The sequence below is a fragment of the Bradyrhizobium sp. U531 genome, assembly GCF_051710265.1.
Taxonomy (GTDB): domain Bacteria; phylum Pseudomonadota; class Alphaproteobacteria; order Rhizobiales; family Xanthobacteraceae; genus Bradyrhizobium.
On sequence record NZ_JASVEN010000001.1, the window covers coordinates 739,670 to 760,314 of the forward strand.

Below are 20,645 nucleotides of genomic sequence, written 5' to 3' on the forward strand. Positions count from 1 at the left end.
GTCGCAGTGGGACCATGGGCGACGCAGGCGCTGTTTGAGTGATGGAGAGGGTGTTGAAGCACAAATTCCCGATTGGAACGCGCGTATTGTTCACGGCCAGCAACGTTGCGCGTCCGGCTGCCAGCGGCTCGTACGAGGTCATCCGTCTGCTGCCGACCGACGGCGACGACTGCCAATACCGGATCAAGAGTTCGACTGAAGCCTTCGAGCGCGTCGCCAAGGAAAGCCAGCTCGCGCTGTCTTGAAGACTGCCGCGCCAATGCATTGGCGCTCCACGCGGAATTGTGTCCTGCCGCCGTCAAAAGGCCCGCATCACCTTCACAAGGTGGGCCGGGGGCAGTTTCCGACTCGCGGTGCTCGCTTGACCATTCGCTCTTTGCTCGCGTGAGGGGACGTCGCGCATGAACTGGGCATGGGCCACTTCGCTCGACCAAATCTGGCGCTCGCCGGCCTTTCCGATGTGGATGACGTTGGCCGCGGCCGGATTCTTCGGATTGATCCTGCTGATCACGCTGCTGCGTGCCGATCGATCGGTCGCCAACGGCGCGCTGACGGTGATCACGCTGCTGTCCATCGCGATCGCAGGGGCCGCGACCGTGCGCGTCTATGGGCCGGCGGGGCTGGAGGCGCCGACCGAGACGCGCGCACAAGCTTCCGTCGTCGCGAGCCTGCCTGCGCTGTCCTGCCTCGACGATTTCGCCGGTGATGCCGTGGCCGCCGGCTGCGAGAAGGCGTTGTTCGGCTCGCCCGACGCTGCCGCTGCGGCCGTGTCCTACACCGCGGCGCGGATCGACCGCCTGACGGCGCTCGGTGACGTCGCGACCGCCGAGAAGAGCCTGACGGTGGACATCAAGGCGCTGCGCAAGGCGCTCGAGCGCGATCGCTACGGCCTGGTGGCGCAGGTGCTGGTCGCGCGCGACGGCTGCACCCAGTTCGACTGCGCCGCGTTCCGCTCGCTGACCGACCAGCAGCAGGTCGCCGCCAACATGGATTCCCATCTCTACGACATGCTGGTCGCGCGCCATGCGCCGAGCTGGAACGTGCCCGCGACCGCGATGGCGACGACAGCTCTGCCGCCGACTGCGGCGCTCGTTGGCCTGCCGCCCGCGATGCCCACGGGCAAGCCGACCAGCGCCGAGTTCCCGAGCGCGTCGTCGACCCCGCCGGTGAGCATCATGAGTCCGGAGCCGACGGCGACGACGCGGCAGGCCGCGCCGGCCGCGAACCCTGCGGCAGCGCCGCGCGCGCCAGCCTCGGGACAGGCCGCAGCTCCTGCGGCGCCACCGGCCGCGAAGAAGCAGCCGGCGCCGAAAGCGGCCGCTCGCGCTCCGGCGGCGGCACCGGTTCCGCTCGCGCCTCCGCCGGCGTCGGTGGCTGCTCCCGCGGCTGCGGATAACGAGTAGATCGGCATTTCAAATGCGGTGCTGCCCGGCTAATGCTGGGCCATGCCCCTCCATTTGATCAAGCTCGCCGTCGGCTGCGACTCCGTCAAGGAATTGAAGGGTTGGGTCGCCGAACGGATGCAGACCGCCAAGAAGAAGGGTCTGCCGCAACACCACATCCACATCACCCGCATGGTGCCCAAGCGCGATGCCGAGATCCTCGCGGGCGGGTCGCTCTATTGGGTGATCAAGGGCGAGGTCGCCGCGCGGGAAAAGATCATCGGCATCGAGCCGTTCCGCGACAAGGACGGTATCGGGCGCTGCCGCATCGTGATGCAGCCGAAGGTGATCTCGGTGTCGCCGCGGCCGATGCGCCCGTTCCAGGGCTGGCGCTATCTCGCCGATGATTCCGTGCCGCCCGATCTCGGCAAGTCCGCCGCCGGCTCGATCGCGGCGATGCCGGAGCCGATGCGGCGCGAATTGCGCGATCTCGGGCTGCTCTAAACCGCGATGTTGTCGATCAGCCGGGTGTTGCCGAGCTTGGCCGCGACCAGGATCCGCAGCGGGCCGTCCTTGCGTGAGGTGACCTCCGCAAGCGTCTCGGCGTGGCGGGCCTCGAAATAGTCGAGCGCAAAACCGGCTGCCTTGATCGTCGCCGCGCCGCGCGCCATCGCCGGTGCGATGGCTTCTCCCGAGCGGATGCGTCCGGCGCTGTCCTTCATGGCGCGGTAGAGGACGGTGGCGGTCTGACGCTCCTCGGCCGAGAGGTAGACGTTGCGCGAGGACATCGCGAGCCCGTCGCGTTCGCGCACGGTGCGCGAGCCGATCACCTTGACGCCGAGGTCGAGATCGCGCGCCATCCGCGTCACCACCCGCAATTGCTGAAAGTCCTTTTCGCCAAAGATCGCAAAGTCCGGCCGGCATTGCGTGAACAGCTTGCCGACGACGGTGGCGACGCCGCCGAAGAAATGCGGGCGGAAGCGATCCTCGAGGCCGGCGAGCGCCGGTCCCTCCGGCACGATGCGGGTGGCGAAGCCGTCCGGATACATGGCCTTGACGTCGGGATGCCAGACGATGTCGACGTCCTCGGCCGCAAGCTTGGCGATGTCGGCCTTCCAGGTGCGCGGATAGGCGCCAAAGTCCTCGGTCGGGGCGAATTGGGTCGGGTTGACGAAGATCGAGACGACGACACGGCTGGCGCGTCGCTTGGCGAGGCGGACGAGAGACACATGCCCGTCATGGAGGGCCCCCATGGTCGGGACCAGCGCGACCGTGGCCTTTCGCTTGCGGAGATTGTCGACGGCGCGGCGCAGGGCCGGGACCGTGCGGGCGATCAGGGGACTTGAAGACATCGGGACTCGACAGGGTTGGGGATTTGGCGCGGCGTGATCCGTCGCCCGGGGCGACTAACCTTAACAAGCGGCGGGCGTGGACGCCATGCATCCGGATGCGGCACAGCATCCCGCGCAGCGTCGCGCACGACATCGCGACATTGTGGGCTGGATCACAGACGAAGATTGGTGCCGCGATTCATGATGAAGAACGGCGCAGTACGATTTGCATTTCCTGTCACGCATTTCACTTGACCGCAGACGCGGCCAACTCGAAGATATTCATCAGGGGTGTTGAGGATCGCCATGCTTGTGCAGGCTAGCCAAGGCCAATCCGGCGCGGCGCATGTGGTCGTGCTCGGCAACGAGAAGGGCGGCTCCGGCAAGTCGACCACCGCTCTGCACATCGCGGTCGCGCTCCTGAAGGCCGGCCAGCGCGTCGCCACCATCGACCTCGACTGCCGCCAGCAGAGCTTCACCCACTACATCAACAACCGTTCCGCCTGGGCCCGCCGCACCAAGCTCGACCTCGAGCTGCCGGTGCATCGCTGCATCAAGCTCGGCGAGACCATGCAGATCGCCGAGAACGAGAATTCCGAGTTCCAGCAGTTCATGGAGGCGGTCTCGGCGGTCGAGAGCAGCTTCGACTTCATCGTGATCGACACGCCCGGCACCGACAGCTACCTGATGCGGCTCGCGCACTCGATGGCCGACACGCTGGTCACGCCGATCAACGACAGCTTCCTCGACTTCGATGTGCTCGGCACCGTCGATCCCGCCAGCTACGCGGTGACGGGCGAGAGCCATTATGCCGAGATGGTGCGCGACGTTCGCCGCAAGCGCCGCCAGCTCGACGGCTCCTCGACCGACTGGATCGTCGTGCGCAACCGCCTGTCGATGCTCGGCTCCCGCAACAAGCAGCTGGTCGCCGAGGGGCTGAAGGATCTGTCGCTGCGGCTCGGCTTCCGCTACGTCGACGGCTTCGCCGAACGCGTCGTCTATCGCGAATTCTTCCCGCGCGGCCTGACCGCCCTCGACGAGATCGACGAGGCCACGCTCGGCATGCGGCCCAATCTCGGCCATCTCACCGCGCGGGAGGAGGTGACGAGCCTGCTCCGCCAGCTCAAGCTGCCGCTCGACGAGCGCGGCCGTCGCCGCGCCGCCAACCGGGCCGAGTGGTTCAACCAGGTCGACAAGCCGCTCGAAGTCCACGACATCCTAGGCGCCTAAAGGCGGTATATCGCTACTTCCGATCGATCAAAGCGCTGGGTTCCCACGGGAACGCCGGGCGCTTTCGGCCGTTTTCATCCTGCGTTTACCGAGAAATTGAACCCAATCGAGATCGGTTGCGTCGGATGGTGACATGCAGCCTGACGTCGCTACCGAAGTACAGGATGCCCAGAAAACGTGTGCGACGCACAATGAAAGGGCTGCCGGTTCACAATATTTGGCCTTCCTGTCACGCGCCTGTGACATATATTAGCGAATAGGCGACCAGGGGACGAAGAGCCCCGGAAGAACACGATTTTCAACAGGGATTCAGGCCGCAAGAGCCTGAGGCTGAGGACGAAAATGAAGCGTGGAATTGCCGTTCTGGTTTCGGTCAGTGCCCTCTGCGGCATCGCTTATTTCACGGCGAGCAAGTGGGCGATCAAGCACGAGACCATTACCTTCTACGACGCCTCGCGCGACAATCGTCCCGTGCCCGTCCAGATCGCGGTACGCCGCGACAAGGAAATGCAGGCCAATGCCGGCATGATCACGCTGCCGGTCGCCGTGATCAACCACGGCAATACCGTCAAGAACACCGAGTACGGCTTCCTCGCCAACATCTTCGCGGCGCGCGGCTACATGGTCGTGAGCCCGCAGCATGATCTGCCGACCGATCCTCCGATGGTCACCAAGCCGGGCGAACTTTATGTCGGCCGCCTGCCGCAGATTCTGCGCGGCGTCGCCAACATCCATCTCGCGATGCAGGAGATGAAGAGGGTTCAGCCCAACGCCGATTACGAGAAGGTGACGATGGTCGGCCATTCCATGGGCGGCGACATCACCATGTACTTCGCCAAGCAGTATCCGGATGAGGTCAAGAAGGTTGTCACGCTGGACAATCTGCGCGTGCCCTTCGTCACTGCCGGCAAGTTCAAGATCCTGTCGTTCCGCTCGCAGGATCCGCAGTTCAAGACCGATGCCGGCGTGCTCCCGACCGACGAGGAGTGCGAGAAGGCGGGCATTCAGGTCGTGAAGACCGAATTCCAGCATAACGACATGCGCGATACCGGTCCGGATGCCGCCAAGAACTCGATCCAGGGCATGCTCGATAAATTCCTGAGCGCAACCGACAGCGAGATCGCGCCGGTCGACACGCAATCCTCGCCGCCCAACATCCTGGAGCCTGGCCCGGTTGCGCTGATGGCGCCTGCCAAGAGCTGACGTCTAAGAGCTAACGCCCAACAGCCGCCTGTCCTGAATTCCAAAGCCCTCGCCAGCTTCCGCCGGCGGGGGCTTTGCACATTGACCGGGCTGCCTGCGCTGACCACATTAGCCGCTCACGCAAGGGGCAGAGGATGCCGAGCGAACCCATCAAGACGCGTGGCGGCGACGCCGTTACGGCGCAGGCCGGCGGCACCGTGCCACAGGCGGGAACATCGACCGCGGACGACATCGCCGCCTTCGTCGCCAAGGCGCGGTCGCTGTCACCGCATGCGCCGGGCGCGAAGGGGCGGCTGATCTTCGCGCTGGATGCGACGATGAGCCGTCAGCCGACCTGGGACATGGCCTGCGCGCTGCAGGCCGACATGTTTCGCGAGACCGCGTCGCTCGGCAGCCTCGACATCAGGCTGGTCTATTATCGCGGCTTCAACGAATGCCGCGCGACGGGGTGGATCTCCGACAGCGCCAGGCTCGCGACGCTGATGAGCAAGATCGATTGCCGCGGCGGCGATACCCAGATCGGCAAGGTGCTGACGGAGGCGCGGCGCGAAGCGGTCGCATCCGGCGTGCGGGCCGTCGTGTTCGTCGGCGATGCCATGGAGGAGAAGGTCGACGAGCTCTGCGCCAAGGCCGGCGAGCTCGGCATGCTCAAGGTGCCCGTGTTCGTGTTCCAGGAAGGTCATGACGCCGTCGCCGAGCAGGCCTTTCGCGAGATCGCGCGGTTGACCGGCGGAGCCTGGTGCCGGTTCGATCCGGGCGCGGCGGCGCAGTTGCGCGAGCTGCTGCGGGCGGCCGCAGCCTATGCCGCCGGCGGCCGCGAGGCGCTGCTCAAGCTGGCTGGAAGCATGAACGGCGCGGCAACGTTGATCGGCCAGATGAAGTGAGGGATCAGGCCGGCGCAGCTTGCGTTGGCTGTGGCGCTGCGACCGGCAGCAGGCGCCCTTGCAGGATCAGGCGCAGCGTGCCGAGCACGATCAACCCGACGACGATGTTGGCGGCGGCAAACAGCCATGGCGCGATCTGCGCGATCGCACCGGTGTCGCCGTGTCCGGCCATGCGGATCGGTGCAATCGCAAGCGCGGTGGCGCCGAACGTGAAGCTCCAATAGGACACCGAGAACGGCTGCTCCATGATCCAGGGCAGCAGGCGCAGCAGCAGCAACGCCATCATCAGGCCGTAACCGACCATGATGTGCGCGACCATATCGGGCAAACCGCCATTGATGGCGAGATAGGCGACCGCGCCCACCGTGGGCGGTGCAAGCTGGATGCCGAGCGTCGGCCGCAGCGCGACCGGAAGCGTCGCGGCAGTGTAGAGCCGGTGCAGCAGAACGGATTCGATCGCAAGCCAGGAGAACAGCGCGACACCGAAGGCGAGCTGGCCCCAATCGGGATAGCCGAGCGCGGCGGAGACCGCAGCGGTGACGAAGCCGCCGGCAACGGTTGGCAAGTACAGGACCGGCGTCGTCGCGGTGTGATCACGGTCGCCGCGCCACAACAGGCCAGTCCGCCACAGCGCAAAACCCAGCGTGAAGGCAGCACCGGCGCCGAACAGCACGATGGCGGCGAGATGCGAATGGGGCTCCGCGGCAATCGCGATCAGCATGGTGGAGACGCCGGCGAGCCCGATGAAGCAGCACTGCACGGGGTGGTGGGCTTCGCCGAGCGATTCCGTGCGTGCGAAAATCCAGCGCAGGATGAAGAGGACGAGCAGCAAGGCCCAGACGAGCGCCGCGAGCGCGAGCAAGGTCTCGCCGACGATCGCCGGCAGATGCCAGACCTGGTGCGCGGCGCGCCAGGCGTTGCCCAGACCTGCAAGCCCGAGCACGATGCCGAAGAAGGCGGCCGGCACGATCGGCGGCTTGAATCCGTTGCTCATGGTCTCCTCCGAACCCTGACCACACTCCGATGCTGCCGAAGCGGCTTCAATGACCGCGGCGCGTGCTGGAATGATCGGGCCGGTCGCTTATCGGCAAACACAATTCTCGTGTCACCCTTCAATCGGGGATGCACGGAAAGGACGCCATGCTTTTTGACAAGAGGGCGCCTATATTCCGGCCATGACCCTGATTGCCGGCGCCATCGCTGTTATCACGCTTTACCTGCTGCTCCAGATGTTCCGCGCCGCCAATCCGGCGGTGCTGGCGCGCGCCATCAGGTTCGGCGGCGGGGTGCTGGCGCTGGCGGTCGCAGCCTTCACCGGCTTGCGCGGCGAGTTAATGGTGGCGATCCCGCTCGGGTTTTTCGGGGCCGGGCTGCTGGGCTGGACGCCGCTGGCCAACGCCGGCTTGGGCAATATCGGCGGGCTGTTCGGCGGCAAAGGTGCGGCGCCCGCGTCGGGGCAGACCTCGCGCGTGCGTTCGCAATGTCTGGATATGCGGCTCGATCACGATTCCGGCCAGCTCGGCGGGCAGATCGTCGCCGGGCCTCACGCCGGGCGCGATCTCGGCGAATTCGATCTTCCGAGCTTGCTGGCGATGGTCCCGACGTTCGACGCCGAGAGCGTGGCCTTACTTGAAAGCTATCTGGACCGCCGGTTTCCCGCTTGGCGTCAAAACGCGCAGGGCGACGCGGCAGGGGGGCAGCGCCGCACGGCGGCGAGCAGCAAAATGACGGCGGAGGAGGCCTATCAGATCCTTGGCCTGCAGCCGGGAGCGGGGCGTGACGACATCAGCCGGGCGCACAAGTCCCTGATGAAGAAACTCCATCCCGACCAGGGGGGCTCGAACTATCTCGCTGCCCGGGTAAACGAGGCCAAGGATACTCTGCTTCGTACGCATAACGGCTAACTCCGGCACCACGCTACAAACGCCCGTACCGCGTGAGCTCCGCTTGCTCTGTTTGCCGTCGCCCCGATGCCCGCCATTTCCGGCGTGGTCGATCCCTTGAGCAAAGTTTTAACCGTAAATTCTTGACGAGAGGTTGTCGCGGAACAGCCTTGTCGTGACTGTGCCCGCTTCGCCACATCCCCAAAACGAAAATGCCCGCGCAAGGCGCGGGCATTTCGCTTGAGACGGGGAAGGAGATCAGTTGCGGACGGTGATGCAGGAGATCTCGGCGCGCTTCAGGGTGCGGCAGACCGCTTCGGCCTGGTCGCGCTCGAGGCCGGCGAAACGGGCGCGGTAGAGCTTGCGATTGTCCTTGGCGACGACCTCGGTGAACGGATCGGCCTTGCTGAGCAGGCCACGGGCCGAGCTGCGCGCGGCGTCGATGCGCTGCTGGGCTTCGTTCTCGCTCTCGAGCGCGCCGACCTGGACGATCCAGCCGCTGTGGGTGACGGTCGGCCTGGTCGTGGCGCTCATCTGGATCGGGGTCGGATCGGCGGAGGCAAGCTTCGGCGCAGCCGGGGCGGGCGCGGCGGCGGTCGCGGCCGGCAGCACGCCGAGGATGCCGTTGCCGGTGCCGAAGCCCGCGGGCTGCCGCGGCAGCTCGGCGCGGGCCATCTCGGCCCTGGGCGCGTCCGGCTGGCTGGCGATCTCGGGCTTGTTGATGAGATCAGCCCGGGCGACGACGGCGCCGGAGGTTTCCGCGACCTCGGAACGGGACGGAATGGCGTTGGTGACGGGCGGGGCGACCTGCGCGGGAGCGGCGGAGGCGACCCTCACGGCGCCGGCCTTGACCTGAACCGTCTTGACCCGAACCGGCTTCATCGGCTCGGACGAGCCGGGAATGATCGAGAGCGGCTGGCTCGAGATCACGCCATTGGTGAGCGGCGCCGGCTCGATCTTGGACTCCATCGGCCGAACTTCGGGCCTGCTGGCTTCCGGCTTGACCGGGGCCGGCGGCACCGCGGCGGTGGCCGCAGCCAGCGTCGACAGGCGGGCAGCGAGACGCGACGGGGCGGGTTCGGGGGCGGGGGCAGCGGCCTGAACCGGCGCCGCGGGCCGGGCCGGGGTATCCGATGCGTCGGCGACCTCGACATTGGCGTCGGCGCCGTTGCGCTCGGTGACGGCGGCGACGGTGTGCGTGGTCGCGCCCTTCTCGAGATTTTCCGCGAGCAGGTTGCGCATGATGGCATCGCGCGAGCCGCCGCTGCGGCCGCCGAGCACGACGCCGATCAGGTGGCGGTTGCCGCGGCGCATCGAGCTCACGAGGTTGAAGCCGGAGGCGCGGGTATAACCGGTCTTGATGCCGTCCACGCCTTCCACGCTGCCGAGCAGGTGATTGTGGTTGCGGATCGACTGGCCGCGCCAGTTGAACGTCGAGGTCGCGAAATAGCGATAGTAGCGCGGGAAGCGCTCCTGGATGGCGCGGCCGAGGGTGGCCTGGTCGCGCGCGGTCGTGACCTGCTCGTCGTTTGGAAGGCCGTTGGCGTTGCGATACACCGTCCTGGACATGCCGAGCGAGCGCGCCTTGCGCGTCATCATCTGGGCGAAATCGTCCTCGTCGCCGGCGATCGCTTCGGCGATCACGACGGCGGCGTCGTTGGCGGAGCGGGTGACGAGACCCTTGATCGCGTCCTCGACGCGAATGGTCTGGCCGGCACGCAGGTTCAGCTTGGTCGGATCCTGATCGGCAGCGTGCTGGGACACCGGCATCTCGGTGTCGAGCTTCATCTTGCCGGACTCGAGGCGCTCGAACAGAAGATAGAGCGTCATGATCTTGGTGAGCGAGGCGGGGTGGCGGATGCCGTCGGGAGCGTTCGACTGAAGCACCGCGCCCGAATTGCCATCGACGATGATGGACGCGAATTTCGGGCTGGAGCTGTCGGACACATCACGCTGCACGCGGTGGTGCGCGTAATGGCGACGATGGCGCCGCGCCTCGGCGGCATCGGTGGTGAAGATGACCGCGGTGGTGACCGTCAGAAGCCCGAAAACGCCAACCCGCGCCAAGCGCGAGGAAGACAAGCTTTTACGAAGCATGGAACCCCGTCCCCGTTTCTCAACTGATCACCGGCTCGTGAGGCGAAATTGTGCCCAATGGACCCGGGATCATTACCTGCTCAGGCTGTCCCTCCGCTTGTGTTCGCTGCGGGAGACGTTGGGCCTGAGCCGCTATTCTGGCTAAGGTTATGTTCTCAAACGGCTTTTGACCGTCTGCGGAAGCTGAACACGTCCAGGGAATCAGGGTAGGGGGCCGGGGTTTCCAAAAGCTTAAGGAACCCTTGCGGGAAACCCCGGGAATCACCGCGATTTGCGTCCTTTTACGACGTCTTTTGTGCGTCGCACAAGATTCTTGACTTTTTTGTGCGTTGCACTAATTGTGGGCATAGTCAGGGAGCCGGGGCTTCCGACGAGAGCCAGGAAAAGGGATTCCGAAATGTTCAAGGTTGAAGACTTTCAGAGCTACGGGAAAGAGCACTTCGAGCAGTACGTCGCCTCCGCGACCTCGGTGCAGCACGGCCTCCAGGCGATCGCCAGCGCGTATGGCGACTACACGAAGAAGTCGTTCGAAGACACCAAGTCCTTCGTCGAGAAGCTCTCCGGCGTGAAGTCGCTGGACAAGGCCATGGAAGCGCAGACCGATTTCGCCCGCTCCGCCTACGAGACCTTCGTTGCGGAATCGCAGAAGATTGCCGGCCTTTACGGCGACCTCGCCAAGCAGGCGTTCAAGCCGGTCGAGACCATCGTGTCGAAGTTCACCCCGGCTCAGTAATCTCTTCAGGACATCCTGGAATCGAAAAGCCCGGCTGAAACAGCCGGGCTTTTTGTTTGGGGCGGTCGCTGGCTCAGCGCGCCACGCGCAGCTTCGACAGCGAGGTGCCGATGTCCTTGAACACCGAGACGGTCTGACTGGCCGAGGTGACGAGATAGAACTTGTCGGTGCTGCTGGCGCAATATTGCAGCACGCTTGAGGTCGGATCGCTGCCGGTGTTCACCTGCACCGTGTAGATCGTGATGTTCTCGGCCTTGGCGTTGTCGCACAGCTTCTTCTGTCGCGCGTCGATCTGCGCGGCGTTGCTGTACCAGCGGTTCTGGGTGTTCAGGCCGTCGGAGAGCAGAACGATCGCTTCCTTGTAGGTGTAGTTGGTGTCCTTGACCGGCGCGTTCATGGGATTGCCGGTCGACAGCGTCATCCAGCCCCAGGCGAGGCCAATGCCCTGGTTGGTGTTGCCGGTCGGCTTCATGGCGTCGATGCGGGTCTTGAGCGAGCTCCAATCGTAGCTCAGCGGCATGACCGGCTGCAGATAGGACGAGCTGCCGGAGGCGCAGTAGGAATACTGCTCGGCGGGGAAAAGCGTCCCCACATTGCCGCTCGTCGGCGTGGTGTTCTTGGTGTCGTAGTCCTGATCGCGATCGACCACGCAACCGGTCCAGCCGCTGTGATTGGCCGGCACCCATTTCCAGTTGTTGCAATTCCAGTTGTTGCCCGCGGTGCAAGTCCAGTTGCCGTTGACGGCATCCCAATCGCTGAAATCGACCCAGTCCTTGCTGTAGTTGCTGGCGCCGACGTTGACGTCCTTGGCGAATGGGACGATCGAGATGTAGACGTCGCCATCGGCCTTTGCGAGCGTGCTGAGCTGGTCGACGAGGTTCTTCGCCGCCGTCTGCATCGCCTCCATCTTGCCGTCCTGGGCCATGGAGCCGGTGTTGTCGAGCACCATGGCCACGCGCATGCGGACGTTGCCCCAGGCGCTGGTGGACGTGGTGCCGATGCCGAGCTTCGGGAAGCCGGCGATCTTCATGAAGCTCGTCGTGTAGGTGCCGGTGCCCGTGAGCTGGATCGTCGAGCCCATGCTGGTGCTCGCCGTATAGGTGGCGGCGACCGTGACCGAGGGCAGGGTGGAGGTGCCGGTGAACAGCGCGTTGAAATAGGCCTGCGCCTTCGTGCTGATCTGCGACGTCGTGATGGTGCCGGACGACAGATCCTTGGACAGCATCAGGGCGGCGGAATCGAGGGCCGCCTGCATGGAGGTGCGGGCCTGGATGGCGCGGCTGTAATCCACGGCGGCACCGACGAGGCTCAGCACCGGGACCAGCGCGATGGCGAAGATCACGGCGATATTGCCTTGTTCGGCCGCTGCGAAGCGGGCGAGCCGTCGACCGATCAAGCTGACAAGCGGCGAGCGAAACATGACGATCCCCCGAAATCCCAGGATTTGCCCGTTTTCGCGCCATGCCATTGAATGCTTGGTAAATTGGACCGTAGAAGTCCGGGGTATTTCGGGCGAAACGTCGCAATCGCATCAAATGACCGGGTTCCTGGTGAACAGGGCCTCACCGGCGGGGCATAAATTTTTGTCAAATCGGTCCGGATTGATTAACCTTGGCCAGATCGCCCGGACCGGGAATCGGGACCGCCCTGTCGCCGCATAGGCCTGACCTTTGCGCGCTTGCGGCGGGCCGGAGGCAGGCCCATATTGCTGGCGAACAATCCGGCTCTGACCGGATTTGTCGGGAGCGGCGATCCAACGAGGCGGCGCGCCTGCGCCAGGCTCCGAAGGCGGAGTCGCGCGGCGACCGCCATTCGCTTCCGTGGGGAATTTGAACGCCTGAGCCATGCCGCAATTGACTTCCAGACTCGACCTGTCCGCGCCAGCCGCTGCCTACGCTCCTCGCATGAGCAATGACGAGAACCGTTCGGGCAATCCCTCGGGTCCGAACACTTCGGTCATCACCAAGGTCAAGCCCAAGACCAAACGACCGAACCTCTACCGCGTGCTGATCCTGAACGACGACTACACGCCGATGGAATTCGTCGTCCACGTGCTCGAGAAGTTCTTCAACAAGGACATCGAGGCCGCGACCAAGATCATGCTGCACGTCCATCATCACGGCATCGGGGAGTGCGGCGTGTTCACCTACGAGATCGCCGAGACCAAGGTGACGCAGGTGATGGATTTCGCCCGCAAGCACCAGCATCCGTTACAATGCGTGATGGAAAAGAAGTAGTCGCCGTTCGCGTTCTTTAGAGTGGTTCTGTTCGCGTGGTGTGTGGTGGCAGCACATCCTGCCGCATGATTCCGGTGAACATCGGCGCCGGCGTCAACCCTGCCCAGATGGGTAGTTCTGCCCAAATCGGAACGGGTTTTGCATCGAAAATACCGTGGGTGTGTCGCCGCCGAGTCGCGGAACCGGTCTTTTGCCGCGGCTTTGTATAACTATATGTGACAAAGGTTGTTGTTGCCTGACCGGGCGATCACGACCATGATGATGGGGGCCATAGAGGACGCGAATGCCGACTTTTTCTCAAAGCCTTGAACAATCCCTGCATCGTGCGCTGGCGATCGCAAACGAGCGTCATCACCAATACGCGACGCTCGAGCATCTCTTGCTCTCTTTGATCGACGACTCCGACGCAGCCGCCGTGATGCGTGCCTGCAGCGTCGATCTCGACAAGCTCCGCACGAGCCTCGTGAATTATCTTGAGACCGAATTCGAGAATCTGGTGACGGATGGCGCCGACGATGCCAAGCCGACCGCCGGCTTCCAGCGCGTGATCCAGCGCGCGGTGATCCACGTGCAGTCGTCGGGTCGCGAAGAGGTGACCGGCGCCAACGTGCTGATCGCGATCTTCGCCGAGCGCGAGAGCCATGCCGCGTACTTCCTGCAGGAGCAGGATATGACGCGCTATGACGCCGTCAACTACATCAGCCACGGCATCGCCAAGCGGCCGGGCGTCTCCGAGGCGCGGCCCGTGCGCGGCGTCGACGAGGAAACCGAAGCCAAGGGGACCGAGGACGCCAAGAAGAAGGGCGAGGCGCTCGAGACCTATTGCGTCAACCTCAACAAGAAGGCGCGTGACGGCAAGATCGACCCGGTGATCGGACGCAATTCCGAGATCAACCGCGCGATCCAGGTGCTGTGCCGCCGGCAGAAGAACAATCCGCTGTTCGTGGGTGAGGCCGGCGTCGGCAAGACCGCGATCGCGGAGGGCCTCGCCAAGCGCATCGTCGACAGCGAGGTGCCGGAAGTTCTGGCAGCTGCCACCGTGTTCTCGCTGGACATGGGCACGCTGCTCGCCGGCACGCGCTATCGCGGCGACTTCGAAGAGCGCCTCAAGCAGGTGCTCAAGGAGCTCGAGGCGCATCCCAACGCGATCCTGTTCATCGACGAGATCCACACCGTGATCGGTGCGGGCGCGACGTCGGGCGGGGCGATGGATGCCTCGAACCTGCTCAAGCCCGCGCTTGCCTCGGGCACGATCCGCTGCATGGGCTCGACCACCTACAAGGAGTACCGTCAGCACTTCGAGAAGGACCGCGCCCTGGTGCGGCGCTTCCAGAAGATCGACATCAACGAGCCGACGGTCGAGGACGCCATCGCGATCCTCAAGGGCCTCAAGCCGTACTTCGAGGACTACCATCGCCTGAAGTACACCAATGAGGCGATCGAGGCTGCGGTGCAGCTCTCCTCGCGCTACATCCACGACCGCAAGCTGCCGGACAAGGCGATCGACGTGATCGACGAATCCGGTGCGGCGCAGATGCTGGTGGCCGAGAACAAGCGCAAGAAGACCATCGGCATCAAGGAGATCGAGACCACGATCGCCTCGATGGCCCGCATTCCGCCGAAGAGCGTGTCGAAGGACGATGCCGAGGTGCTCAAGCATCTCGAGACGACCCTGAAGCGCACCGTGTTCGGCCAGGACAAGGCGATCGAGTCGCTCGCCGCCTCGATCAAGCTGGCACGTGCCGGCCTGCGCGAGCCGGAGAAGCCGATCGGCTGCTACCTGTTCTCGGGCCCGACCGGCGTCGGCAAGACGGAAGTGGCAAAACAGCTCGCGGCGTCGCTCGGCGTCGAGTTGCTGCGCTTCGACATGTCCGAATACATGGAGCGGCACACCGTGTCGCGCCTGATCGGCGCGCCTCCCGGCTATGTCGGCTTCGACCAGGGCGGTCTGCTGACCGACGGCGTCGATCAGCATCCGCATTGCGTGGTGCTGCTCGACGAAATCGAGAAGGCGCATCCCGATCTCTACAACGTGCTGCTCCAGATCATGGACCACGGCCGGCTCACCGACCACAACGGCAAGCAGGTCAACTTCCGCAACGTGATCCTGATCATGACTACGAATGCGGGTGCTTCGGATCTGGCCAAGCAGGCGTTCGGCTTCACGCGCTCGAAGCGGGAAGGCGACGACCACGAGGCGATCAACCGGCAGTTCGCGCCGGAATTCCGCAACCGTCTCGATGCCATCGTCTCGTTCGGCCATCTCAGCGTCGAGGTGATCGGCACCGTGGTCGAGAAGTTCGTGCTTCAGCTCGAGGCGCAGCTCGGCGACCGCGACGTCACCATCGAGCTATCGGAGCCTGCCAAGACCTGGCTGGTCCAGCACGGTTACGACGAGCAGATGGGCGCGCGTCCCATGGCCCGCGTGATCCAGGAGCACATCAAGAAGCCGCTGGCCGACGAGGTGCTGTTCGGCAAGCTCAAGGGCGGTGGCCACGTTCGCGTCGTTCTCGTCAAGGACGAGGCCGACGAGACCAAGGAGAAGATCGGCTTCGAGTTCGTCGAGGGCCCGGTCACGCCGAAGCAGGAGAAGCTGCCCGGCGCCCGCAAGCGCCCGCCGGGCAAGTCCAAGCCGGGCGGCCCCGGCGGCTCGAAGGGGCCGACCTCCAAGGGTCCGCTGGTCAAGGCTTGATCCAGCGCGCATCATGAATCGAAAGGCCGGCTGAAAAGCCGGCCTTTTTGTTTCGGAGATGGTTGTGATCCTTACGTCCCGGTATCGGGCGGCGGTGCCGCCGGTGCCCGCGGCTTCTTCGGCGCGGCTGGTCGCGCGCTACGAGGAGGGGCCGATGGCTGCATCGTCACGATGACCGGATTGGGCTTGTGATCGGTGGCCGCACCCGTCGCGGCATCGACACCCATGCCGATGACACCGCCGGCGAGGAGATTGCCGGCGAAGCCGGCGGCGCCCGTGCCCGACACTTCCTTGGTGAGTTGCACCGTCTGGGATTGATAGCCTTCCTTTTCGAAGGTGATCGTGATGTCGGCGCTACGCTTGGCGACGATGGCGCAAGGTGTCGTGCAGGTTGTCGGCACCTCAAGCCCGGTGACCACGGCCTCCACACCAGAGGGTGACGATGAGATGCTGATATTCTCGGTCGTGCCGCGCGTGACGGACGCGCAGCCGCCCAGCATGACGCCGAGCGCCAAAATTCCCACTAAACGCATGGATGCCCCTTTATTTCCCCGACGCCAATCAATCGCAACCGGAGCGCGAGGGCAAGTAGTCATTAGTCCGGATAGTTAAGCCACGCAGGGGTTGTGCACGGGAACGGTGGTACCGGAGGGCGGGAGCTTCGTCAGTCGCCGCGCAGGCGCTGATCGTCCTTGACGCGGACGTGCTCGGCGCCGCGCGCGCCGGCCGGAGACAGCCGCAGCATGCTGAGGACGGCGCCGCAGAGCGCAAATCCGACGCCCACGAAAAGTGCCAGCCGGGTCCCCTCAACTGGATACCGTCCGAGCAGCAGCGCCACCAGCGCCGCGCCCGTGGTCTGGCCGAGCAGGCGCGCCGTGCCCAGCATGCCGCTGGCGCCGCCGGCGCGCTCGCGCGGGGCGGCTGCGATCATGGTGCGGTTGTTGGGGGTCTGGAACAGGCCGAAGCCGGCGCCCGCCAGCGCCATGCGCCAGATCACGTCGAACGGCGTCGGGGCCGCCGGCAGCAGGGCGAGCGCGGCAAGGCCGCAGGCGAACAGCGTCAGCCCGATGCCGCCGAGCAGGCCGGCCGGATAATGCTCGACCAGGCGACCCGCCAGCGGCGCGGCGAACGCCACCGCGATCGGCCATGGCGTGATCAGCAGGCCCATATGCACCGCCGAATAGCCGAAGCGGCTCTGCAGGTAGAAGGGGATCGCGACGAAGGCGAGCATCTGCCCGCAGAACGAGGCGATCGAGGTCGCAATCGACAGCGCGAACACCGGGATGCGCAACAGATCGACGGGGAGGAGCGGCGAGGCCATGTGGGTCTCGCGATAGATCAGCATCGCGCCCGCGACGAGCGCGACGGCGAACTGGATCAGGCAGGTGATCGCCGCCTCGCCATGACCGACGCTGTCGACCGCGGCGATGCCGACGCCGAAGGTGATCGCGGACAGCCCCGCGCTCTGCCAGTCGAAGGAATGGCTGGCCGGCTTGGTGTGCGGCAGGCTGCGCAGGCCGACCAGCAGCGTCACCGCGCCGAGCGGCACGTTGATGGCGAACAGCCAGGGCCAGCTTCCGACCGCCAGGATGCCTGCGGCGAGCGTTGGGCCGACGGCGGCGGAGAAAGCGACGACGAGCGCGTTGAGGCCGATGCCGCGGCCGAGCTGGCTGCGCGGATAGGTGAAGCGCACCAGCGCCGAATTGACGCTCATGATGCCGGCGGCGCCAAAGCCCTGCAGGATGCGCGCGACCGTCAGCAGCGGCAGCGTATGCGCCAGCGCGCAGAAGGCCGAGGCCAGCGTGAACAGCACGAGCCCGGCCAGATAGACGCGGCGATAGCCGACGATCTCGCCGAGCGAGGCCAGCGGCAGCAGCGAGATCGTGATCGCGAGCTGGTAGCCGTTGACGATCCAGATCGAGAAAGCAGGGCTCGCGTCGAGGTCGGCCGCGATCGTCGGCAGCGCGACATTGGCGATGGCGCTGTCGACCACGGCCATGACGATGCCGAGCGCGATCGTCAGCACCGCCTGGTTGCGCTGCGGCTGCGGCAGGCCGTCGGCATGTTCGATGGGAGCGGACGACATGATGGAGGCGCGGTTGATTCGGGCCGTGATTGGTCTCCGCATAGGAAATTGCAGGATGGACGGCAACCCGTCAGGATACGTGCAGTTCCCGTAGCAGCGCGGCAAACAGGCGCCTGGACGGCCTCCGAAGGCCTACCAGCGAGCTGTCGACTTTCCGAAGATGTAGAGCGCGACGAGGCCGAACGTCACCGCTGTCGAAGCGATGATGACGATGCGATCCCAATCGATCCGCTCCCGCTCGGCGCGGTTGAAGTTGAGGACCATGAACAGGGCCTTCATGGCAAATCGGCGCATCGGGGGCCTCGCGACGGCCGCAGAATGTCACGGCCGACGCAAGCGGGCTTGATGCAGCTCAAGGGTCCTAGACCGCGGGCGGGTTCCGGTCGGTGAAGGTCGTGCGCTGGTGCCAGTAGGGATAGGGCAGCGTCACCTTGCTCGCCGCATCGAGCTTTGCGATCTGCTCCGGGCTCAGCGACCATCCGACCGCGCCGAGATTTTCGCGCAGCTGCGCCTCGTTGCGCGCGCCGATGATCAGCGTCGACACCGTCGGGCGCTGCAGCAGCCAGTTCAGCGCGATCTGCGTGACGCTCTTGCCGGTGTCCTTCGCGACCTCGTCGATAGCATCGACGACGCGATAGACGTGCTCATCCGGCACCGGCGGGCCGAACTCGGCCGTCTTCGGCAGCCGGCTCACCTCGGGCTTCGGTTGCCCCCGGCGAATCTTGCCGGTGAGGCGGCCCCAACCGAGCGGCGACCAGACCACGGCGCCGAGCCCCTGGTCGAGGCCGAGCGGCATCAGCTCCCATTCATAGTCGCGCCCGATCAGGGAGTAGTAGGTCTGGTTGGCGACGTAGCGCGGAAAGCCGTGCTTGTCGGCGACGGCGAGCGACTTCATCACGTGCCAGCCCGAGAAATTCGAGACGCCGACGTAGCGGATCTTGCCGGCGCGCACGAGCACGTCGAGCGTCGAGAGCACCTCCTCGGGCGGGGTGAAGGCGTCGAAGCCGTGAAGCTGGAACAGATCGATGTAGTCGGTGCCGAGCCGGCTCAACGACGCATCGATAGCCCTGAGCAGATTCTGCCGCGACGATCCGATGTCGTTGGGGCCATCGCCGAGGCGGAATGTGGCCTTGGTCGAGACCAGCACCTTGTCGCGGCGGCCCTTGATGGCCTCGCCGAGCACGCGTTCGGATTCGCCGAGCGAATAGACGTTCGCGGTGTCGAACATCGACACGCCGGCCTCGAGACAGATGTCGAGCAGCCGCCGCGCTTCGGTCGCATCCGTCGTGCCCCACGCCGCGAGGCGGCCGACGCCGCCGAACGTGCCGGTCCCGAGACTCAAGGCGGGCACCATGAGGCCGGACCGGCCCAAGCGTCGGTATTCCATCGATGTGCTCCTCGGCTGGCCGCTGGTTGATGGTTACGGCCTTGGCACCAAGGTTAGCGCAAGCGAGCGCCTTGTCCTATCACGCGGCCACATAGCGGCCTTGCTTGGGAACGCCCTAATCGTGCCGAAGCATATCGTCGAGCGCGGCATCGACGATGCGCGGGCTGGCGGTCTTTTCCGCGCGTGTCGCGCCGTTGCTTGCGACGGACAAGGCAGCGCAGCCGGGCTCACGATTGCGCGCCTGCTGCGGCAGCAAGGTCAAACCCCATCCCACCACGACCAGTACCGCGAGACGGATCGCGATGACGCCCAGCAACAGCTCCGTTCCGCGGATCGTCGTCTCAGTTCTCATGCGCGCCAGCCTGATGCAGGCCGCGCGACTAGACAATCTGGAATTGGCGAGCACAGCCTTCGTCCAGGGCGAAGGCTTGGAGAGATAGCTGCCTCAATGCCGCAGCTGGCTCTGCCGGAAGTCGCGCGGTGACATGCCGAAATGCTCGCGGAAGACGCGGCCGAAATGCGAGAGGTCGTTGAAGCCCCAGGCGAAGGCGATCTCGCTGATATGGCGGTGTGTGAGCAGCGGCGAGGCGAGGTCGCGCCGGCATTGCGCGAGGCGCTCGGCGAGGACGAAGCGCTGGAACGAGGTCTCCTCGTCGGCGAGAAGGTCGTTGACGTAACGCGAGGAGATGCCGAGCGCGGCGGCGGTCTCGGCGAGCGAGAGGTCGGGATCGGCGAGGTGGGCGCGGACGTGCGCCTTGAGCCGGTAGAGCAGCGCCGAGCGGTGGGTCGAGGACGGCAGCGAGGCCTTGCCGAGCCGCTCGCTCAGCGCCATCGCGAGCAGGTCGACGGCCTGCTCCGACAGGGCCGCCGCGTTGTCGGGGGCGAGCCGGTCGGCGCTCTGGCAAAGCCGGAAGATGAAATCATAGGCGAGCCGCTCGAGCGGAGCCTCTGCGCCGAACGACATCGCGGTCAGCGTCTCGGTGGCACCCAACCGGCGCTGCAGCATCTCGCGCGGCACCTTGAAGATGGACTGCGTGAAGGGGTCGTTGAACTTCAGCTCATAGGGACGCGTGGTGTCGTAAAGCGCGAATTCGCCGGGATGGATCACGGTCTCGCGGCCGTCCTGTACCACGCCGCCATCGCCGCGATGACCGAGTGCGACGAGAACAAAATCCTGATCCGAACGAGCGATGCGGGAGGGCGTTCGGAAGACATGCTGGCGATCGGAGCAGACCTCGGAGCAGACGGCCTTGCCGAGCTGCGCCTGCGTCACCGAACCGCGAAAGGCGCTGCCGAGATCGGACTTGCAGTCGAGCCCGACGAAGACGTCGCAGACGATGTCCTGCCACAGCGCCAGCCGGCGATAGCCCGGGCTATCGTCTGTCGTGAACTGGACTGGCATTTGGACAGCCTCCCTTTCACATCCGCAAAGATCGCTAGTCGGCCCAAGGCCAGCCAGAACGCAGGCAAGTTCCGTACCGGGCGGCGATCCCTTCCAGT

Annotated in this window: 20 protein-coding genes; 10 read left to right on the forward strand and 10 right to left on the reverse strand. The window is 65.4% G+C overall.

Annotation, left to right across the window (positions count from 1 at the left end):
* Positions 1-41: 41 nt before the first annotated feature.
* From QRQ56_RS03740 to QRQ56_RS03750, 3 genes are all read left to right on the forward strand, one after another.
* On the forward strand, positions 42-245 hold the full coding sequence (locus QRQ56_RS03740; protein WP_018321158.1) for a hypothetical protein: 204 nt from the start codon (positions 42-44) through the stop codon (positions 243-245).
* A 156-nt stretch (positions 246-401) separates the two neighbouring features.
* Positions 402-1,403 carry a hypothetical protein gene (locus QRQ56_RS03745; protein ID WP_438737684.1) on the forward strand — a complete coding sequence of 334 codons (1,002 nt, stop codon included), beginning with the start codon at positions 402-404 and terminating at the stop codon, positions 1,401-1,403.
* 42 nt (positions 1,404-1,445) lie between these two features.
* On the forward strand, positions 1,446-1,886 hold the full coding sequence (locus QRQ56_RS03750) for a DUF1489 family protein (RefSeq protein ID WP_438737685.1): 441 nt from the start codon (positions 1,446-1,448) through the stop codon (positions 1,884-1,886).
* Here the strand turns inward: QRQ56_RS03750 and panC are convergent.
* Positions 1,883-2,734, reverse strand: coding sequence for a pantoate--beta-alanine ligase (panC, locus tag QRQ56_RS03755; protein WP_438737686.1), 852 nt, complete (start codon positions 2,732-2,734; stop codon positions 1,883-1,885). The two genes, QRQ56_RS03750 and panC, sit on opposite strands and share 4 nt — an antisense overlap.
* Before the next feature lie 285 nt (positions 2,735-3,019).
* Between panC and QRQ56_RS03760 the strand changes: the two genes are divergently transcribed.
* The 3 genes from QRQ56_RS03760 to QRQ56_RS03770 all read left to right on the forward strand — a co-directional run bounded on the left by QRQ56_RS03760 (position 3,020) and on the right by QRQ56_RS03770 (position 6,030).
* Positions 3,020-3,943, forward strand: a complete 924-nt coding sequence (locus QRQ56_RS03760; RefSeq protein WP_438737687.1) for a division plane positioning ATPase MipZ — start codon at positions 3,020-3,022, stop codon at positions 3,941-3,943.
* 342 nt (positions 3,944-4,285) lie between these two features.
* Positions 4,286-5,146, forward strand: coding sequence for an alpha/beta fold hydrolase (locus QRQ56_RS03765; protein WP_438737688.1), 861 nt, complete (start codon positions 4,286-4,288; stop codon positions 5,144-5,146).
* Positions 5,147-5,280: 134 nt separating this feature from the next.
* The gene (locus QRQ56_RS03770; RefSeq protein WP_438737689.1) at positions 5,281-6,030 is read left to right on the forward strand and encodes a VWA domain-containing protein; all 750 of its coding nucleotides are present in this window, start codon (positions 5,281-5,283) and stop codon (positions 6,028-6,030) included.
* Between the two features lie 4 nt (positions 6,031-6,034).
* On the opposite strand, the gene tehA is transcribed toward QRQ56_RS03770, so the two are convergent.
* A complete protein-coding gene (gene tehA, locus QRQ56_RS03775; protein WP_438737690.1) occupies positions 6,035-7,024 on the reverse strand; it encodes a dicarboxylate transporter/tellurite-resistance protein TehA in 990 nt (329 codons plus the stop codon).
* A 181-nt stretch (positions 7,025-7,205) separates the two neighbouring features.
* Between tehA and QRQ56_RS03780 the strand changes: the two genes are divergently transcribed.
* Positions 7,206-7,934, forward strand: a complete 729-nt coding sequence (locus tag QRQ56_RS03780) for a DnaJ domain-containing protein (RefSeq protein ID WP_438737691.1) — start codon at positions 7,206-7,208, stop codon at positions 7,932-7,934.
* 237 nt (positions 7,935-8,171) lie between these two features.
* Here the strand turns inward: QRQ56_RS03780 and QRQ56_RS03785 are convergent, their stop codons facing one another.
* Positions 8,172-10,010, reverse strand: coding sequence for a serine hydrolase (locus QRQ56_RS03785; RefSeq protein ID WP_438737692.1), 1,839 nt, complete (start codon positions 10,008-10,010; stop codon positions 8,172-8,174).
* A gap of 397 nt (positions 10,011-10,407) precedes the next feature.
* Here QRQ56_RS03785 and QRQ56_RS03790 point away from each other — a divergent pair, with 397 nt between their 5' ends.
* The gene (locus tag QRQ56_RS03790) at positions 10,408-10,743 is read left to right on the forward strand and encodes a phasin family protein (protein WP_438737693.1); all 336 of its coding nucleotides are present in this window, start codon (positions 10,408-10,410) and stop codon (positions 10,741-10,743) included.
* A 73-nt stretch (positions 10,744-10,816) separates the two neighbouring features.
* Here QRQ56_RS03790 and QRQ56_RS03795 read toward each other — a convergent pair whose 3' ends face one another.
* Positions 10,817-12,163: a pilus assembly protein TadG-related protein gene (locus QRQ56_RS03795; RefSeq protein ID WP_438737694.1), complete on the reverse strand. Its 1,347-nt coding sequence runs from the start codon at positions 12,161-12,163 to the stop codon at positions 10,817-10,819.
* 484 nt (positions 12,164-12,647) lie between these two features.
* On the opposite strand from QRQ56_RS03795, the gene clpS reads away from it, so the two are divergent.
* Positions 12,648-12,980, forward strand: a complete 333-nt coding sequence (gene clpS / locus QRQ56_RS03800; RefSeq protein WP_026202494.1) for an ATP-dependent Clp protease adapter ClpS — start codon at positions 12,648-12,650, stop codon at positions 12,978-12,980.
* A 283-nt stretch (positions 12,981-13,263) separates the two neighbouring features.
* Positions 13,264-15,672 carry an ATP-dependent Clp protease ATP-binding subunit ClpA gene (gene clpA / locus QRQ56_RS03805; protein WP_438737695.1) on the forward strand — a complete coding sequence of 803 codons (2,409 nt, stop codon included), beginning with the start codon at positions 13,264-13,266 and terminating at the stop codon, positions 15,670-15,672.
* A gap of 71 nt (positions 15,673-15,743) precedes the next feature.
* Here the strand turns inward: clpA and QRQ56_RS03810 are convergent, their stop codons facing one another.
* The 6 genes from QRQ56_RS03810 to QRQ56_RS03835 form a co-directional block, all read right to left on the reverse strand.
* Positions 15,744-16,205 carry a translation initiation factor 2 gene (locus QRQ56_RS03810; RefSeq protein WP_438737696.1) on the reverse strand — a complete coding sequence of 154 codons (462 nt, stop codon included), beginning with the start codon at positions 16,203-16,205 and terminating at the stop codon, positions 15,744-15,746.
* Positions 16,206-16,336: 131 nt separating this feature from the next.
* A complete protein-coding gene (locus QRQ56_RS03815; protein WP_438737697.1) occupies positions 16,337-17,758 on the reverse strand; it encodes an MFS transporter in 1,422 nt (473 codons plus the stop codon).
* A gap of 132 nt (positions 17,759-17,890) precedes the next feature.
* Positions 17,891-18,052, reverse strand: coding sequence for a hypothetical protein (locus QRQ56_RS03820; RefSeq protein ID WP_438737698.1), 162 nt, complete (start codon positions 18,050-18,052; stop codon positions 17,891-17,893).
* Positions 18,053-18,119: 67 nt separating this feature from the next.
* The gene (locus QRQ56_RS03825; protein WP_438737699.1) at positions 18,120-19,145 is read right to left on the reverse strand and encodes an aldo/keto reductase; all 1,026 of its coding nucleotides are present in this window, start codon (positions 19,143-19,145) and stop codon (positions 18,120-18,122) included.
* A gap of 115 nt (positions 19,146-19,260) precedes the next feature.
* Positions 19,261-19,551, reverse strand: coding sequence for a hypothetical protein (locus QRQ56_RS03830; protein WP_438737700.1), 291 nt, complete (start codon positions 19,549-19,551; stop codon positions 19,261-19,263).
* A 39-nt stretch (positions 19,552-19,590) separates the two neighbouring features.
* A complete protein-coding gene (locus QRQ56_RS03835) occupies positions 19,591-20,547 on the reverse strand; it encodes a helix-turn-helix domain-containing protein (protein ID WP_438737701.1) in 957 nt (318 codons plus the stop codon).
* Between the last annotated feature and the right edge of the window lie 98 nt (positions 20,548-20,645).